Source organism: Brevibacillus sp. DP1.3A, from assembly GCF_013284245.2.
Classification (GTDB): Bacteria; Bacillota; Bacilli; order Brevibacillales; family Brevibacillaceae; genus Brevibacillus.
The window spans coordinates 796,229-815,546 of sequence record NZ_CP085876.1; the positions used below are offsets into that span (position 1 = coordinate 796,229).

A 19,318-nucleotide genomic window follows, 5' to 3' on the forward strand; every position below is an offset into this window, starting at 1 on the left:
CTATATAGCCGCGAAATGTCTCGTCATGTCCATTTTTGGGTGGTGGTCATCTTTGCAGTGGCGTTCGTTCGAGAAATGCATCGTGTTGAATAGGTCCGATCTAACCATGAACGCCGGGCTAAGCTTCGTTCATATCAGCGAGGATAAGGAACCTGGGATAGATCCGCTTATATTCGGCCTCGACGAAATGGAATATTGTCAAAAATTAACATTTGATGTCGGAAAAAGAAATTATTTGTTAGGCAGAATAGCTGCCAAACGAGCGGCTTCGACAATGATGAGCCGGTCTGATTTAACAAAGATAACCATTAGCCGGGGAGTCTTCGGACAGCCAGTTCTTCATACCGGCAGCCCGGATAAATTAGCGGTCAGCATTTCTCATTGCCAATGCGTGGGAGCTGCTATTGTTTTCCCCGAAGGGAGCCCAATGGGAATCGATGTGGAAGCCATTAATCCGTCAAGAAACGAAACAATGGCCAGTCAAATGACAGTGGCGGAGATGGAGAGCGGCGCAACTGTTATTAGCAGCAAAGCATTCTTATTAACGTTGTTGTGGTCCAGCAAAGAGGCGCTGTCAAAGGTGCTTCGTACGGGACTTACCATCCCGTTAGAATTGCTAGAGATCGAAACGATTCAGACTTACGACGGGTTTTATGTGAGTACGTTCACGCATTTTCCGCAGTACAGCGCCAAAACATACCTGACTTGCGGCTACGTCTGGTCAATCGTAGCCCCTCGCAAAAGCGAGTGGCATTTAGATCCCTTGCAAATGCAAAATCATTTTCTGGCATTCGATTGCGTCTGCCGTAAACGAAGTGCAACTATAAAATAAAAGCCGTGTTTATAGAAAAAATGATGCTTCGAAGGATGAGCTCCACTTAGTGGGGCTTTTTGTTTTGGGTTTTGCTCCTGAAGGGAGAGTTAGCTGCAATGAGCGATTCCTATCAGATCCATACCATTTGTACGAGCTATCTCAATGAATTGTCCAATTACAATTATTTAATCGTCGATAAAGCGACAAAGCTGGCCGCTCTTGTAGATCCTTCTTGGGAGCTCGATCGAATTTTGACGGTGATCGAAGGGCTGGACGTGAAGCTGCATGCCATTTTGTTAACTCATTCCCATTTTGATCACGTAAATCTTGTGGAATTGCTAAGTGTACGGTATGCGCCCAAGGTGTACATATCAGCGAAGGAAGCGCGGTATTACGCGTTTTCTGCTCCCAATTTACATACGTTTAACGATCTAGATACCATTTCGCTGGGAAACACCACGATTACCTGTATGCTTACGCCGGGCCATACTGCCGGAAGCGCCTGTTATCTATTATCCGGTTGTTTGATAACAGGAGATACGCTATTTATCGAAGGTTGCGGCAGATGCGATACAACCGGCGGAAATCCGGATGATATGTTCGACAGCTTGCAAAAAATACGAGACACCGTGCCGATCTACGCCAGAGTCTATCCTGGACATTCATACGGGAAAGAGCCTGGATATCCGCTTTGGTATTTATTGGAGAACAACATCTATTTTCACCTTGTGAATCGCACGCAATTCATTTCGTTCCGAATGCGTCATGCTCAAGGCTATGGCTCGGATGCGAGAGAGAGACGAAAGTAAAACGGAGGGGACAATGGAGAAAAAAGTCGTGTTTATGTTCTCGGGTCAAGGCTCCCAATATTATCACATGGGTGAGACGCTCCTGGCCGAGGGAGATGTATTCGAAAAATGGATGACCCGGCTAGATCAAATTGCCGAACCGTTAGTTGGCCGATCCATCATGCAGCTGCTCTATGACCCTCGACATTCGAAAGCAGAATCTTTCGATAGAACGCTTTTTACTCATCCGGCTCTTTTTATGGTGCAGTACGCCTTGGCACAAGAGATGCTTCATCACGGGATCTTTCCTGATTATGTATTGGGCAGCAGTCTCGGGGAATTTGTCGCGGCCGCCGTCTCCAATATTTTGGACCCGGAGCAGGCCCTCATTGCTGTCATCAAACAGGCTCAAATCTTTGAGATGAGTTGTGAAAGCGGGGGGATGCTGGCCGTATTGGATGATCCGCGCACCTTTCGGGAGAACCCGCTCTTATATAACAACACCGAGCTGGCAGGAATTAACTACGATGGGCATTTCGTAATCGCAGGCGGTAATGTGGGCTTGGACGGCATTCATACGCATTTGAGGGATAAAGGTATTGCTTCCATTCGGCTTCCTGTCTCCTACGCGTTCCATTCTAGGGAAATTGAACCTGCCGAAAACGCGTTTATCAGTCATCTTCGTACTTTATCGCTTCAGAAACCGGCCGTTCCTTTTTTGTCCGGCATGTATGGAGAATGGGTTGAAGCTTTGAGGCACGAATACTTCTGGGATGTGGTCAGGCAGCCAATGAGGTTTCGGGAAGCGGTAACTGCTATGGAGCGGGAACAGCCGGCCGTTTATTTGGATTTGAGCCCTTCAGGGGTGCTCGCAAATTTCACGAAACGGCTCTTTAGGGACGATTCAAGCTCTGAAAGCGCCGGGCTTCTGACGGTATATGGTTTTGACTTTGAGAAAATGAATGAGCTCAAGCGAACGATCGCACGACCAAATGACTCGATTACGAGAAGGGACGACGAAAGCATGATCGCATATCTTTTTCCAGGACAAGGCTCCCAGCACGTTGGTATGGGGGAGGGACTTTTTGATGAATTTCCGGATTTGACTGCAAAGGCGGATGCCATTCTTGGTTATTCGGTAAAGGAGCTATGCCTGAACGATCCGAAGCATCAGTTGGGCAACACCGCTTTTACCCAACCGCTTTTATACACGGTCAATGCTCTGATGTATATGAAGAAAAGAAGGGAAACAGGCAGACGTCCCGACTTTGTAGCCGGTCATAGCTTGGGCGAGTATAATGCCCTGTTTGCGGCAGAGGTTTTCGATTTCGAAACCGGACTGCGTCTCGTTAAGAAGCGGGGCGAGCTGATGGCACTGGCTACAGGCGGAGGAATGGCGGCAGTAATCGGCATGCAAGCACAAGAGGTTGAAGACATTATTCGCCGGAATGGACACTTGGAAATCGACGTTGCCAATTATAATTCGCCCGTGCAAACCGTCTTGTCGGGGCGTAAAGACCATATAATGGAGGCGCAGCGCATTTTTGAACAGGCTGGGGCAGGGATGTACATTCCGCTTAATGTCAGCGGTGCATTCCACTCCCGGTATATGAATGAAGCGAAGAAAGAATTCGAGCAATTTCTGAATAACTTTATCTTCAACGAGCCTGTTATCCCTGTCATCGCAAACGTGTCTGCCCGTCCCTATCCGTTCAACGAAATCAAACGCAACTTGACTGAGCAAATCACAAGCTCCGTCAATTGGACGGACACCATTCGCTATTTAATGGGAAAAGAGGTAGAGCTGTTCGAGGAGGTTGGGCCGAAAGACGTGCTTACAAAGCTGACGGAGAAGATCAGGCAGTCGAGCTCTCCGTTATTCGTAGAGGAAGAAACGCCGGAGGAGCCGAGCACAAACGAACAAATGAACGACCTGCCGTTGGTTGACAGGGAATCGGCCTCCATGCCCAGCGCCCGGAAGACGATCACTGCAGCTTCGCTTGGCAGCCTGGCGTTCAAGGAACGGTATGGTCTGAAATATGCCTATGTTTTGGGCGCCATGTACAAGGGGATTTCCTCGGCCGAAATGGTTGTGAAAGCCGGAAAGGCCGGCATGCTCTGTTTCTTTGGCTCCGGAGGACTAAGGATTACGCAAATCGAGGAAGCGATTCGGGACATTCAGCGCCAATTACGCGGCGGCGAGCCCTATGGAATGAATTTTCTTCACCATCCGGATAACCAGGCTCTCGAAGAAGCGGTTGCCGATCTTTACTTGAAGTACGGCATAACCGTAATAGAGGCTTCTTCCTTCATTACGATGACTCCTGCGCTAATTAAATATCGGGCGAAGGGACTGACAAGAAGAGCGGACGGAACGGTGGAGATTCGAAATAAAATTATCGCCAAGGTTTCCAGACCAGAGGTCGCATCCAACTTCCTAAGGCCGGCACCGGAGCGGATCATCGAGAGGCTTGTTCAAGAAGGTAAAATTACGCAGGAAGAAGGCCGCTTGCTGCAAATGGTACCGGTTGCCGACGATCTGTGCGTCGAAGCGGATTCGGGCGGACATACCGATCAAGGCAGCGCGTATGTGCTCATGCCGACATTGATCAGGCTGCGTGACGACATGGTACGCGAACATGGTTATACGAGCGAGATTTCTGTAGGTGCTGCCGGAGGGATAGGAACTCCTGAGGCGGCGGCTGCCGCGATATTGCTAGGTGCGGATTTCCTTGTGACTGGTTCCATTAACCAATGTACGGTGGAGGCTGCGACTAGTGATGCCGCTAAAGACCTTCTGCAGCAGGCGAATGTGCAGGATACCGATTATGCGCCGGCGGGCGATATGTTTGAAATTGGCGCCAAGATACAGGTTTTAAAGAAGGGCCTGTTTTTCCCCGCAAGAGCGAATAAATTGTATGATCTGTACCGGCATTTCAACGCCTTGGAAGAATTAGACGAGCCGACAAGGGAGCGTCTTCAGGATAAGTATTTCCATCGCTCCTTTGAAGAAATCTATCAGGAAGTCATAGCACACAAAGCTCCTGCCGAAATCGAGAAGGCGGAGCGTAATCCGAAGCATAAAATGGCCCTTATATTTAAGTGGTATTTCTCCTATTCGACGCGGTTGGCGATGACGGGCAGCAAGGAACATAAGGTAGATTACCAAATTCATTGCGGTCCTGCGCTCGGAGCATTCAACCAGTGGGTGCTGGGCACGGAGCTGGAGCATTGGAGAAACCGTCATATTGATCAGATTGGAGAGCTGCTGCTGAATGAAACGGCAGCCCTGTTGAACCACCGAATTTCCGAATTGGTTGGCAATTGACTGAGAAGGAGAACGTTATGGTTGATATAGCAATCATCGGGATGTCCTGCAGACTACCTGGGGCGCGGAATTATCATGAATACTGGTCCAATCTGATCGAGGGCCGTTCATCTATCCGGGAAATTCCCAAGGAGCGGTGGGACTGGAGAGACTATTGGGGAGATCCGAAAGTTGAATATTCGAAGACCAACAGCAAATGGGGCGGCTTTATTGACGATGTAGACGCTTTTGATGCAGCGTTCTTCGGCATATCGGCCAGAGAGGCGGAGGTGATGGACCCGCAGCAGCGGATGATGCTTCAGCTTTCCTGGTCGTGTCTTGAAGATGCTGGGATCGTCCCGTCAGCGTTATCGGGCAGCAAGACAGGGGTCTATATCGGCGTGTTCAACTTGGATTACAAGGAACTGCAAGAGAGGCCCTCCAGCCTTATTGAAGCTCATTATTCGACGGGAACCGCAGCTGCTGTTATCGCGAATCGAATATCCCATTTTATGAATCTGAGAGGGCCGAGCCTTTCAGTGGACACCTCGTGCTCAAGTTCGCTGCAAGCGATTCATTTGGCGGTCCAATCGCTGCAGACAGGTGAATGCAGCATGGCTTTGGCGGGTGGCGTCAGTCTAATCCTGACTCCGACCCGCCATATTTCATTTTCCAGAACAGGCATGCTGTCACCTACAGGCTCCTGTAAAACGTTTGATGATAACGCGGATGGATATGTCCGCAGTGAAGGCGCCGGTCTTATTTTGCTTAAGCCCTTGGCACTGGCGGAAAAAGACGGCGATTTAATCTATGGCGTCATTAAAGGAAGCGCTGTGAATCATGTCGGTAAGACACACACCTTAACTTATCCGAATGCACAGGCGCAGGCTGAAGTCATCGAGGAGGCGTTCCGCAAAGCGGGTCTAACGCCGGATCAGGTGAATTATATGGAGGCACACGGCACCGGAACGCCTAAAGGCGATCCGATTGAATTTCAGGGCCTTACGCTTGCGTTTCAAAAACTCGAAGCAGAGATGGATAAGCCGCTTAGTCAGCGTTATTGCGGCATCGGTTCAGCCAAAACAAATATCGGGCATGCCGAATCCGCAGCAGGCATCGCGGGCGTGATTAAAGTGCTGCTTTCCATGAAGCACCGAACACTCCCCGGATTACAAAATTTCAAAACGTTGAACCATCGGGTTGAATTAACCGGGACTCCTTTCTATATGGTGGACCGGCCGCGGGAATGGGAGCCGCTTCTGGATCATAATCAACAGCCGCTTCCGAGAAGAGCCGGCGTAAGCTCGTTCGGCTTCGGAGGGACGAATGGGCATGTGCTGATCGAGGAAGCGCCGCAGAGGCCGTCTCGCAAGATGGCGCAGCATGAATTGCCGTGCCATCTATTTTGTTTTTCCGCAAAGTCTGAAAAATCGCTTCTTCTATCGCTAGAGACGTTAGTCGTATGGTTGGACAGCGAAGGAAGCGAGTGCGAAGCCGCGGACCTAAGTGCCGCCTTGCTGCTGCGCAAACAGCATTTTGGCATTCGTACCGCCATCGCGGCGCAAAGTGCGGAGGAGCTTAAAGGTCGTTTAAAGGAGCTGTTGTCTGACCGGGAAGAAGCACAGCGATTTTTGAAGCAGGAAGCTTCAAAAATAGAAAAGACCAAAACTGCGCTTTTTCAAGAGCTGGCAGGCCTACTGATCCGAGAGCTCCGCGAATGTGTGAATGATACGCAAAAGTATCGGGAGAAAATATCGGCTTTGGCAGAGCTGTACGTAAAGGGCTATGACTTCGATGCATTGGCGCTCTTTGAAGGAATGGACCTGAACAGACTTCGATTGCCTGCCTATGCTTTTACCAAAGACCGATACTGGATTACGGGCAGTACTCCGGAATCCGCTATTGTGCCGACGTCAGGTAGCGGAGGTGGAGGTGAGCTTCATCCTGTACTGCATCGGAACACATCGGACTTTGCCGGGGTTCGCTACAGTTCGGTTTTCACAGGAGAGGAATTTTTTCTCGCTCATCATGTCGTCGCCGGGAAGCGTGTATTGCCGGGTGTCATTTACTTGGAAATGGTCCGCGAGGCGGCTGAACAGGCCGGCAGGAAATGGTTAGGCGAGCGTAAGCGTATCGTGCTGAATCGGGTGGTGTGGTCGCAGCCTGTTATTGTGACGGATAGCTCCGTTGAGGTTCATGTGTCGCTTTCGGTTCAAAATGACGATAGCTGCAGCTTTCAAGTTTACAGCGTATCCGGTGAATCAGAGCAAGATCGTGTTCTTCATTGCGAAGGTCATGTCTCGTTTCGTTCGGCTGATCCGGCTTCCAGGAAACTGCAAATTCAAGATTTCTTAAACTCCGGGCGAACCCCCGTCCCATCGCTCGTCTGTTATGAACGTATGGAAGCGATGGGTCTTCATTATGGTCCGGCTCATCAAGGAATTGAGCAACTATATCAAATGGACGGCTTTATTGCCGCTAAGTTGTTGCTGCCGGAATCCATTTCCGATACGCGAAATCACTTTGTTCTTCATCCGAGCTTGATGGATGCGGCTCTGCAGACGGCGGTTTACAGTTATTCAAATGCCGGACAAACGACTGTTGGTGAAAGCGGCAAGCCCTTGCTGCCTTTTACGCTGCGGGAGCTCGAAATTATACGTCCGTGCGCTTCTGCTGCTTGGGCGATTGTAAGCGAGGAAGAAGCGGGAGACAGCAAAATGAAACGTCTCCGTATTGATGTATGCGATGAGGACGGCAGCGTCTGTGTGAGCATCAAGGGCTTCGTCCTAAGGCCGCTGGAGGGCGGGTTCGCCGGCGGCGTCTCAGATCCTGCAAAACCGGAGGCGTCAAAGGCATATGCGGGATTAATGGTGCCGTTATGGGACCCGATCACACCGGCTGCACGTAAAACGGATGCTCCGAACATACGAACCGTAATAGCCGGAGGTTCGGCAGCGAGCCGTGACAAGATAGGGCGGGTTATTCCGAATGCGCAGGATGTGCAGCTACAGGTGGAGGATGACCTGGAAGTATTGGCAAGAAAGCTGGAGCAGTGCGGCGAGATCGGCCATTTTGTTTGGATTGCGCCTGACGATTCGATAGAGTCAGCCGAATCGGATGCGATGCTTGCGGCGCAGCATGAAGGCGTGCTATTCCTGTTTCGGATCATCAAAGTGCTGCTTATGTTTGGATATGGCGCAAAGTCGTTAAAGTGGAGCGTCATCACATTCCAAACCGTGCAGGTATTCCGGAAGGAAACAATTCGGCCGGCCCATGCAAGCCTTCATGGGCTTATCGGCTCGATGGCCAAGGAATATCCGAACTGGTCGGTTAGCTTTGCCGATTTGGAGCGGGAAGATGCTTGGCCGATCGAAGAGTTGATCGCATTGCCGCCTGATGAGCGGGGCGACGTATGGGCATACCGGTCCAGGAAGTGGTACCGGCAGAAAATGATCCCGTCGCGGATCCCCAAACCTGAAGGTACAGTATACCGGAAGGGAGGGGTCTATGCGGTAATCGGCGGAACCGGCGGAATCGGAGAAGCATGGAGCGAATATATGATTCGCCGGTATCAGGCGAACATCGTCTGGATTGGCCGACGGGAGATTGACGCCGGTATTCAGGAGAAGATCGATCGGCTGTCAAAACTGGGGCCGTCTCCGTGCTACATCCAAGCAGACGCAAAGGACGGGAAGGCGCTGGAACTGGCGTACGAGAGCATAAAATCCAGCTACGGACGGATCCATGGCGTCATACACTCGGCAATTGTGCTTTTGGATCAAAGTTTGGCGAATATGTCGGAGGAGCGGTTCGCAGCGGGATTGACGGCAAAGGTGGACGTGAGCGTAAGGATCGTACAGGTATTCGGAAGGGAACAATTGGATTTCGTTCTGTTCTTCTCTTCCATGAACTCTTTTGCAAAACCCGGAGGTCAGAGCAATTACGCGGCAGGGTGCACCTTCAAAGATGCATTCGCACAGCGTCTGGCGATGGAATGGCCATGCAAAGTGAAGGTCATAAACTGGGGCTACTGGGGAGGCACAGGCATCGTTTCCTCGGAACAATACCGAAAGCGCATGGCACAAGCAGGGGTTGGCTCCATCGAGCCGGAAGAAGCGATGGACGCACTGGAGACGCTCCTTGCCGGGCCGTTTGACCAAATGATGCTAATCAAAACAACAAAGCCTTATCCGCTAATTGATATGAAGCATGATGAATGGATTGCAAACTATCCGGAACAGCTCTCGTCCAATATCCAACGGCTGATAACGGAGCGAAAGAGGCGCAGTGCATCGGAGCAGGAGTATCCTGTCCCAGCTTCTTCGGTATCGGTTGATGAGACAGACGATCCTGTGCTGACGTATTTATCCGGTTTAGCCGCTGAATGGCTTCAAGTGGATTTCGGTGAAATTTGCGTGGATACTCGGCTGGAGGAATACGGGATTGATGCGGTCGTTTTTAATGAAATGCTCGTGTCCGTAAACCTGCAATATCATATCGATTTGCAGCCGGCTGAGCTGTCTGCTCAAGCATCGCTGCGTCAGATCAGTTCATGTGTGCGCGAGGCAATAGGAATTGGCGCTGACAAGAGCTGATACCCAATATCCGAAGGCGATGCATAATAAAAGAAAGGATGGCCTGCTAATGTCGGGATTTAAGGTTGGAAGTCTGCAAATGAAGTGGAACGATCCGCTTCTTTGCCGGTTGCTCTGGGGTCAACTGCAATCGATTGGCATGTTTAGGGAACGAAATACGACACTGGATGCGCTAAAAGCAGCTGCCGGCTTGCGCGGGATATACGATAGATGGCTGGAAGAAAGTGTCGCCGCACTTGCGCGGCACGGTTATCTCGAGGTTAGCGGCGGCAATATCAATGTTTACGATCCATCGCTTGTCCATATCGAGACCATCTGGGCTGAATGGGACCGACGAAAAATGGAGTGGCTCGCCGACCCGAATCTTAAATCGCAGGCCGTCTTGGTCGAAGCCGCGCTTAAGGCGCTGCCGGAGATCATTACGGGCAAAATTCCTGCAACCGACGTTATATTCCCTCAAGCCTCCATGGCGCTGACGGAGGGGATTTACAAGAACAATCTGGCCGCGGATTACTTCAATGAAGTGATCGCAGACCTCGTGGTCGATTATGTACAAGAACGAAAGCGTCAGGACGCATCGGTACGCATCCGGATTTTAGAGATCGGCGCCGGCACGGGCGGAACGAGCGCGATGGTCTTTCGCAAGCTGAAACCGCACCAGGCGAATATTGAGGAGTACTGCTACACGGATCTGTCCCGTGCTTTTTTTATGCACGCCGAGAAAGAATACCGGCCTGACAATCCGTATTTGACCTGTCAATTATTCGATCTGGAGAAACCCCTAGCGGAGCAGCGCATAGAGCCGGGAGCCTATGACCTGGTGATTGCGACGAACGTTCTTCATGCTACAAAGCAGATCAGGCAAACACTGCGCAATGCCAAAGCCGCGCTTAAAAAGAATGGGTTGCTTCTTCTCAATGAATTAAATGACAACTTCCTGTTCTCCCATCTTACCTTTGGATTTCTGGATGGCTGGTGGAAGTATGAGGATGCAGAGCTCCGAATACCCGGCTGTCCCGGCTTGTACCCCGAGACATGGAAGCGGGTGCTGGAGGAGGAGGGCTTTCGGCACGTATTTTTCCCTGCTGAAAGCAGACATGAATGGGGGCAGCAAATTGTCATTGCAGAGAGCGACGGCATCGTTCGACAGCTTGAAAAACGTCCGGCCTTTGCCGGTGTTGCAGAGCCTGCGAGATCCCGGGCTTCGTCTTCGGTACGCTTGGATCGGATCGAAACGCAGCATGGTTACCCAGCGCCGCCCGTCAAGGTAGAAGCGGCGAACGTTCAGGACATCGACCGACACGCGATATCGGAAATGATTCGAGTGGTTATTCGGGAGAAACTGGCCGAATCGTTGAAGGTGAGTGCCGATATGATCCAAGACGATGAATCGTTTGCCGATTATGGCGTCGACTCCATCCTTGGCATTCATCTGGTGCGTATATTGAACGAGGCGCTAAAGGTGGAGCTGGAAACAACGAGTCTGTTCGACTACTCCTCCGTGAACGAATTGACTGCATATATCCAGTCGGCTTATATGGACGTTTTTATACATAAAAATGTGCTTGAACCAAAAGCAGAAGCAGCTAATGCTGCAGCTGACAGCGTCGTAATCGATACTGCGGAGCAAGAAAAGGAGATTGCTTGTGACCCGATGACGGCGGAGGGCATTGCGATTATCGGGATGAGCGGACGGTTTGCTGGCTCGGAAACGACGGATGAGCTGTGGCAGCATATCGCAAGCGGCCATGATTTGGTGGGCCCGATCACCCGCTGGGATCTTTCTTCCCACCTGGCCTGGAGCGGATCGGATGCTTGCCGCGACGGCAGCTTTTTGGACAAGATCGACCGGTTTGATCCGATGTTCTTTAATATTTCGGGACTCGAAGCATCGTATATGGATCCCCAGCAAAGGCTGTTTCTCGAAGAAGCGTGGAAGACGCTTGAGGATGCGGGCTACGCGGGATCGGCAGCTTCAAGCCGGCAATGCGGGGTCTATGTCGGATGCTGCGGAAGCGATTACAATGAATTATTCGGTAATCATCCGCCGGCTCAATCGTTTTGGGGGAACGCGATATCCGTAATCCCATCCCGTATCTCGTACTTTCTTAATCTGCAGGGGCCTGCGGTTACGATTGACACGGCCTGCTCCAGCTCGCTGACGGCTATTCATTTGGCTTGCCAAGCGCTTATGTCCAATGAGGTCGAAATGGCATTGGCAGGCGGTGTTTTCGTGCAAGCGACTTCTCGATTTTATGAAAACGCCATTCGAGCCGGCATGCTCTCGCCGAGCGGCCGCTGCTATACGTTCGATGAACGGGCGGACGGCTTTGTACCCGGCGAAGGGGTTGGTGTCGTGATGCTGAAGCGGCTGAAGGACGCATTGGCAGACGGCGACCATATTTATGGTGTCATCCGGGGCTCCGGAATTAATCAGGATGGGACGACCAACGGCATTACAGCGCCAAGCGCCAAATCCCAGGAACGACTGGAGCGCCAAGTGTATGACCGCTTCCAGCTCGATCCGCAGGGGATCCAAATGATAGAGGCGCATGGAACGGGAACAAGACTAGGCGATCCGATCGAGTTTCAGGCCTTAACGCGTGCGTTCCGGCATTATACGGATAAGGAGCATTATTGCGCTCTTGGTTCGATCAAAACGAATATCGGCCATTCAGTCGGCGCTGCCGGAGTAGCCGGCGTTATGAAAATATTGCTTGCTTTGAAGCATAAGCAGCTGCCGCCGTCGCTGCACGCAGAGCGCATCAATTCGAATATCCGCCTGGAAGGCAGTCCGTTTTTCATCAACAAGTCCATACGGGCTTGGGAGACGGAGCCCGGCACGCCGCGCCGCGCTGCTGTCAGTTCGTTTGGCTTCAGCGGCACGAACGCCCATGCGGTCATTGAGGAGGCGCCGCCGCATATCGGACGCGGTAAGCGGAGGCGCCCTCTCTACTTGATTGTACTATCCGCCCGGACAGGTGAGCAGCTGCGTATGCAAGCAGACAGGCTCGCTGCGTTTTGCAAGCGGGAGAACGGCAGTATATTCATCGGGGATATGAGCTTAACGCTTCTTCTTGGACGGAGACATTTTGCCGACCGGCTCGCCTTCTTGGTCAGGGATACGGAGGAGCTTCTTCTCCGGCTTGAAACTTGGCTGATGAATGGAGAAGGTACGGGTATCTATGGATCTGATGGCCTTACGAAAGAGCAACGGGAGAAGCCGGATCTGAAACAGTATGGAAATGAATGTATAGCCATTTGCGCAGCGGCCGACCAAGATGCCAAGTTTATCGAGAGTCTGACCGCCGTGGCAGACTTATACAGCCAAGGCTATTCCTTGAACTATGAACAATTGTTCGAAGGGTGCAGTTATAACAGAGTGTCTCTTCCGACCTACCCCTTTGCCGATGAGCGGTATTGGGTAAACGAGGGCGGGAGCAGTCCGCGTGCAGGAGTACAGGAAGCTTTGCAATCCTCGGAGGCTTTTCATCCGTTGCTGCATCGGAATGTTTCTACGTTTGCCGAACAACGGTTTAAGTCGATCTTTACCGGCAAAGAGTTTTTCTTGGAAGACCATGTGGTGCACGGGCAGCGGGTGCTGCCGGGAGCTGCATATTTAGAGATGGCAAGGGCGGCCATTCAATCGGCCGTAAGCGATGGGGAATACAGCGGGAAGAAGATCCGGCTCAAAAATGTGATATGGGCTAAGCCCATCACGGCAGGGGCTGCAGCCGTTTCGGCCGAAATTACGCTGACACCGTCGACCGACGGCGATATTGCTTTTCGGGTATACGGTCCGGCAGAAGCCGAAACCCTCTTATGCAGTGAAGGATCCGTATGCCTGGAGGAGCCGGGTGAGCAGCCGCGCATTCAGATCGACCGGCTGCTGAAGGAATGTGCTGCACGTTCGATCAGCCGGACGGAATGCTACGAGACATTTAATAGGATCGGTGTCCATTATGGTCCTTCTCATCAGGTCATGGACATTCTGCTCACCGGACAGGGCAAGGCGCTTGCGAAGCTGGTGCTTCCCGAATCCTTAGCTGCGTCTGTGCGGAGTTTTGCGTTGCACCCGAGCTTGCTGGACGGCGCGCTGCAGGCAGCTTCATGCCTGCTGCTCGGACTCGATACGGAAGCCGGCTGCCAACCAGGTACCTACCCTCCGCTTCCTTTTGCGTTGCAGGAGATGGAGCTGCTGAATGAATGCCTGCCTGTTATGTGGGCTTTCGCCCGCTTCAGTAGCGGCAGCGGTCGGCACAATCAGCTTCCAAGCCTTGACATCGATCTGCTGGACGAGCAGGGTAATATTTGCGTGCGAATGAAGGGGTATTGCGCGAGAGTGATGGAGGCGGGTACCAGGCAAGAGGATGTCTTCTTTATGGTTCCGGAATGGAGGGACAAAGCTCCGCAGCCTGGAATTGCGAATTCACGGGTAACCGAGCATACCGTGATCTTGTGCGAGCCTGCTCCCATGCTGCAAGCATCAGTGGAAAGCGCGTTTCCCGGCGTCCGTTGCTTGGCGCTGACGGCTGAAGAGGCCGCCATGGAGCAGAGATTCAGCCACTTCGCGCAGCGGATCTTCGAAGAGACCCAGCGCTTACTACGCCAAGTAACAGGGAGAGGCGTCATACAGATCGTTTATACCCCCGGTAGCGGACACGAGCTGCTAGCGGGATTGCGAGGGCTGCTAAAAACGATGCGTCTGGAAAACCCGCATATGTCAGGGCAACTGATTGAAATATCACAAGACGATACAGAGCTCGCAATCGTGCAAAAGCTTCGCGATAATCTCGATCATCCCGAGGATACGCATATCGGCTATCAAGGTTCCCGCCGTATGGTGATGACACTCAAGAGGCGGGCTCCTGAAGAGGGAACGAACTCCCGTTTATGGAAGGACGATGGCGTTTATCTCATTACGGGCGGAGCAGGTGGCTTGGGTATCATTTTTGCGAAGGAAATCGCTCGAGCCGTACGCGGAGCGACGATCATTCTGACCGGCCGAGCACAGTGCGATCCAAATAAGCTGTACGAGATCAAAAATTCTGTTTCGGGAAACGCCGACATTGTATATAAGCAAGCCGATATGACACGGATGGAAGAGGTAAAGCGGCTGGTTCACGCTATCGAGACGGAATACGGCGGATTGAACGGGGTCCTTCACAGTGCCGGCGTGCATGCGGATAATTATTTACTTCGCAAAAGCAAGGACGAATGGAATGCGGTATTGGCTCCTAAGGTTTCGGGGCTCGTCCACCTGGATCAAGCAACGAAGCATATCCCTTTGGATGTATTCGTCATGTTTTCATCTGTGGTTGCTTGGCTTGGCAATCCCGGGCAGGCGGACTATAGCACGGCGAACGCGTTTATGGACGCGTATGCCGCCTTCCGCAGCAGACTGGCCGCGGAGGGCCAAAGAAAAGGCCATACTTGTTCCATTAACTGGCCGTTATGGCAAGAAGGCGGCATGAGGGCAGGCGAACATGCGGAGCGTGAGCTCGCCAAGGCGATCGGATTGATTCCGATGTCCACCAAAGCCGGAATCCGGGCCTTCGATCAGGCGATGTCAATCGGTTCGCCGAACGTGATCGTCGCGGCCGGAAGCGCTGATCGATTGGAGCAAGCCCTGACAGGGGATATCCAAGTATCGTCAGATGACGTGAAGCAGTACGAATCGGCAATGGACACCCTTTCGACCGAAGTGGAAGAACGTGTCCTCCTAAAAGTGAGGGAGATCGTTTCCTCCGTCATTCGGCTGCCGCTGCATCGGGTGGAAGCGGATGCGCACATGATGACGTTCGGGCTGGATTCCATTATCGTCATGCAATTGACGGGACAGCTCGAGCGTCTGTTCGGCTCCTTGCCGAAAACGCTGTTTTTCGAATATCAAAATCTGCGTGACTTGGCGAAGTTTTTCATACAGCGGCACGAATCACGTTGCGCGCAATTATTCGGCGATCGTCCTCAGCCGAAGGTGCTGCAGGAAGATGCGCGTATGCCGGAACATTCTGCTGTGCGGCAAACGGTACTTTTAACAGAGAAGAAAAGCGAGGATGCCGCTACTAAGCAGCGCAGCCTTCCCGGTAGCGCCCCCCTTGATATCGCGATAATCGGTGTTGCCGGCAGATATCCGGGTGCGCGAAATATGGATGAGTTTTGGGAGCTGCTGCAAGGTGGCGTCGATTGCGTGACAGAAATTCCGAAGGAACGGTGGGATCATACCCCTTATTTCCACCCTGCCAAAGGAACGACCGGCAAAACAAATGGCAAGTGGGGCGGGTTTCTGGAGGGCGTCGATCAGTTTGACCCGTTGTTTTTTAATATTTCGCCGCGTGAAGCCGAGCTCATGGATCCTCAGGAGCGGCTTTTTTTGCAGTGTGTCTATGAAACAATCGAGGATGCTGGCTACACCCGGGACAGTCTTGCAGGAAGAAAAGGGGACGATGCCGGTTCCAGTGTAGGGGTATTCGCAGGTGTCATGTACGAGGAGTACCAGCTTTACGGAGTTCGGGAGACGATGAACGGTAATCCGGTCGCGCTGAACGGAAGTCCGGCGTCGATTGCAAATCGGGTATCGTATGTTTGTAATTTTAACGGTCCGAGCGTTGCTGTTGATACGATGTGCTCGTCCTCGCTGACGGCCATCCATTTTGCATGCCACAGCCTGCAAAGAGGAGAGTGCGATGCAGCCATTGCTGGCGGCGTAAACGTCTCGCTGCATCCGAACAAATATCTGTTGCTTGGCCAAGGAAATTTCCTGTCCACCAAAGGCCGTTGCGAAAGCTTCGGAGCCGGCGGAGATGGCTATGTCCCCGGGGAAGGCGTTGGAGCCGTCCTGTTGAAGCCGCTTGCGAAGGCCATCGCCGACGGTGACCAGATTTATGGCGTCATTAAGGGGACATCTATTAATCACGGCGGGAGAACGAACGGTTATTATGTTCCGAATCCGAATGCGCAGGCTTCCGCAATTGCGCGCGCGTTGAAGGAGTCGGATATAGACGCGAGGTCGATCAGCTATGTAGAGGCCCATGGTACGGGCACATCTCTTGGGGATCCGATTGAAATTGCCGGGCTTTCTAAAGCGTTTGAAGCTTATACCGAGGACAAGCAATATTGTGCAATCGGCTCCGTCAAATCGAATATCGGTCACTGCGAAAGTGCCGCAGGCATAGCGGGTCTGACCAAGGTGCTGCTGCAGCTCAAGCACCGGAAGCTGGTACCGTCGCTGCATGCCGACACGCCCAACCCATATATCGATTTTGCTACTACGCCGTTTCAGGTTCAGCGGGAGCTAGGGGAGTGGGAGCGTCCGGCGATGGTGCTTGACGGGAAAATCGAGGAGCAGCCGAGAATGGCTGGCCTTTCGTCATTCGGAGCCGGCGGTGCGAACGCTCATCTCATCGTTGCCGAGTATATTCCGGATCGTAAGCGTGCCGTGCATGCGCCAAAAGCTCAGCGAGAATGCATGATCGTGATCTCCGCGAGAAGTGAAGACCAATTAAAAGAACGGGCTCAGCGTCTGCTGCAGGCGGTTAATAAAGAACTTGAAAATGACGATTCTTTCCTGATTAACATGTCTTACACACTCCAGGTAGGTCGGGAAGCGATGGAAGAGCGTATGGCCATCGTCGTAAGAACGATCGAGGAGCTGCGGGCAAAGCTTATCCAATATGTGGATGGGCAGCTAGGAATTCCGGATTTGTACAGAGGATCGGTAAAACAGAACCGGGAAACCGTTGCGCTCATTGCGGCGGACGAAGATATGATGAAAGCGGTCGGGGCCTGGATGACCAAAGGTAAATACGCGAAGTTCCTGGATCTATGGGTAAAAGGGCTGGATATCGACTGGAGCAGTCTCTATGAAGAAGGCGATAAGCCGGAGAGGGTCAGTCTGCCCACCTATCCGTTCGCACAGGAGCGTTACTGGCTGCCGTCGGTATCGTCTATGGATGAATCAGGGGCGTTCCGCTCTTTAGAACGACATACTTCTGAGCCCGCTCTTGAGCCTGATGAGAAGGCAAAGGTTATTTCCGCTGAGGAATTTAGATCTCCGCTTGCACATAGCGGATTGCTCGTGCCGGTGTGGGACCCTGCACCACCGACAGTACGAAACGCGGCTGATCGGAAGCCGAATGGCCGCACAGTTATTATTGGCGGTACGGCCGCAAGGGTCGCGGAGATCAGGCGGCATGTGGAGGATGCATCGGATGTGCAGCTTCATGCGGGAGAGAACACGGCGGAATTGGCACGGAAGCTGGAGCTGTCCGGTCCGATCGAGCATTTGATCTGGATTGCTCCGGATGATTCGATAGAAACAGCGCAATCGGAGGCCATGTTGGAGGCGCAGCGTGAAGGGGTACTGATCCTGTTTCGGACCCTAAAAGCCTTGTTGGCCCTTGGATATGGCATGAAGCCGTTACGGTGGAGCATCATCACGGTTCGAACCGTCCAGGTTTACCGCGGCGAAGCGATTAAGCCTGCCCATGCAAGCCTCCACGGGTTAATCGGCTCAATGGCCAAGGAATATCCGAACTGGTCCGTTTGTCTAGCGGACATGGAGACGGATAACGGCTGGCCGCTCGAGGAACTGTTCGCACTCCCGCCGGATGCGCGGGGCGATGGATGGGCGTACCGGTCCGGGGAATGGTATCGGCAGAGACTGATGCCGGTGCGTATGACCAAGACTGCAGGTACCGTATACAAGAAGGGTGGCGTCTATGTAGTCATCGGCGGTACGGGTGGCATCGGAGAAGTATGGAGCGAATATATGATTCGGCGTTATCAGGCGAACATCGTTTGGATCGGGCGACGGGGGAAGGATACCGGTATACAGGCCAAGATCGATCGGCTGGCGGAGCTTGGACCGGCTCCACGCTATATCCAAGCGGATGCGACTGACGGGAAGGCGCTGGAGCGGGCGTATGAAGAAATAATAAACCGATACGGACGCATCCACGGACTGGTCCACTCGGCCATCGTACTGCTGGATCAAAGCCTGGCGAACATGGAAGAGGAGCGGTTCGCTGCGGGATTGCGCCCGAAGACAGACGTGAGCGTACGAATGGCGCAAATATTCGGCCATGAAAAGCTGGACTTTGTCCTGTTCTTCTCATCAATGAACGCGTTTCTGAAGCAGGAGGGGCAAAGCAACTATGCGGCAGGATGCACGTTCAAGGATGCGTTCGCGCAGCGTCTGGCGACGGAGTGGCCATGTGCCGTGAAGATCATGAACTGGGGCTATTGGGGCAGCACGGGCGCTGTGTCGTCAGAGCATTACCGCCGGAGAATGGCGCAAGCAGGTATTGTCTCCATTGAACCGGGCGAGGCGATGGACGCGCTGGAATCGCTGCTTGCCGGACCTTTCGATCAGCTTGCCCTGATGAAAACGGTGGCAGGTAATGAAATGTTTGGCCAGTCGATCGCCGATGAGCTGGAAGCTTATCCGGAAGAGGACAGCCTGTCTTTCGAGCATATCGTCAATCATCTTCGTTTGCCAGCGGTTCCGAAGGCTGAAGCTTCGGACTTGCTTAGAGAGGGAGAGTCTGCGGACCGGATTGGAAATTCCCTGCTATGGGCGGCAGCAAGCATATTGAATGTGCAAGCGGAAGAAATCGAAACGGACATCCCATTCTATGAGTATGGATTCGACCCTGTTAAGCTGGCCGAATTTTCCCGGTGGATCTCCGACCACTATAAGCTTGCTATGACAAGCGATACGCTCCTTCAACAGGCAACGCTTGGACAGTTGGAGGCCTTCCTTGCGGAGCAGATCGGATAAACAACCGGATTCGGAAAAAATCGGAGATGGAGG

5 protein-coding genes are annotated in these 19,318 nt (G+C 52.6%); all 5 read left to right on the forward strand.

Annotated elements, in window-relative coordinates:
• Nucleotides 1-82: 82 nt before the first annotated feature.
• The 5 genes from HP399_RS04015 to HP399_RS04035 all read left to right on the forward strand — a co-directional run bounded on the left by HP399_RS04015 (nt 83) and on the right by HP399_RS04035 (nt 19,285).
• Nucleotides 83-832 carry a 4'-phosphopantetheinyl transferase family protein gene (locus HP399_RS04015; RefSeq protein ID WP_173616942.1) on the forward strand — a complete coding sequence of 250 codons (750 nt, stop codon included), beginning with the start codon at nt 83-85 and terminating at the stop codon, nt 830-832.
• 98 nt (nt 833-930) lie between these two features.
• On the forward strand, nt 931-1,623 hold the full coding sequence (locus HP399_RS04020; protein WP_173616941.1) for an MBL fold metallo-hydrolase: 693 nt from the start codon (nt 931-933) through the stop codon (nt 1,621-1,623).
• A gap of 13 nt (nt 1,624-1,636) precedes the next feature.
• The gene (gene fabD, locus HP399_RS04025; protein ID WP_173616940.1) at nt 1,637-4,930 is read left to right on the forward strand and encodes an ACP S-malonyltransferase; all 3,294 of its coding nucleotides are present in this window, start codon (nt 1,637-1,639) and stop codon (nt 4,928-4,930) included.
• 17 nt (nt 4,931-4,947) lie between these two features.
• A complete protein-coding gene (locus HP399_RS04030; RefSeq protein WP_173616939.1) occupies nt 4,948-9,504 on the forward strand; it encodes a type I polyketide synthase in 4,557 nt (1,518 codons plus the stop codon).
• Between the two features lie 49 nt (nt 9,505-9,553).
• Nucleotides 9,554-19,285: an SDR family NAD(P)-dependent oxidoreductase gene (locus tag HP399_RS04035; protein ID WP_173616938.1), complete on the forward strand. Its 9,732-nt coding sequence runs from the start codon at nt 9,554-9,556 to the stop codon at nt 19,283-19,285.
• Nucleotides 19,286-19,318 lie beyond the last annotated feature (33 nt).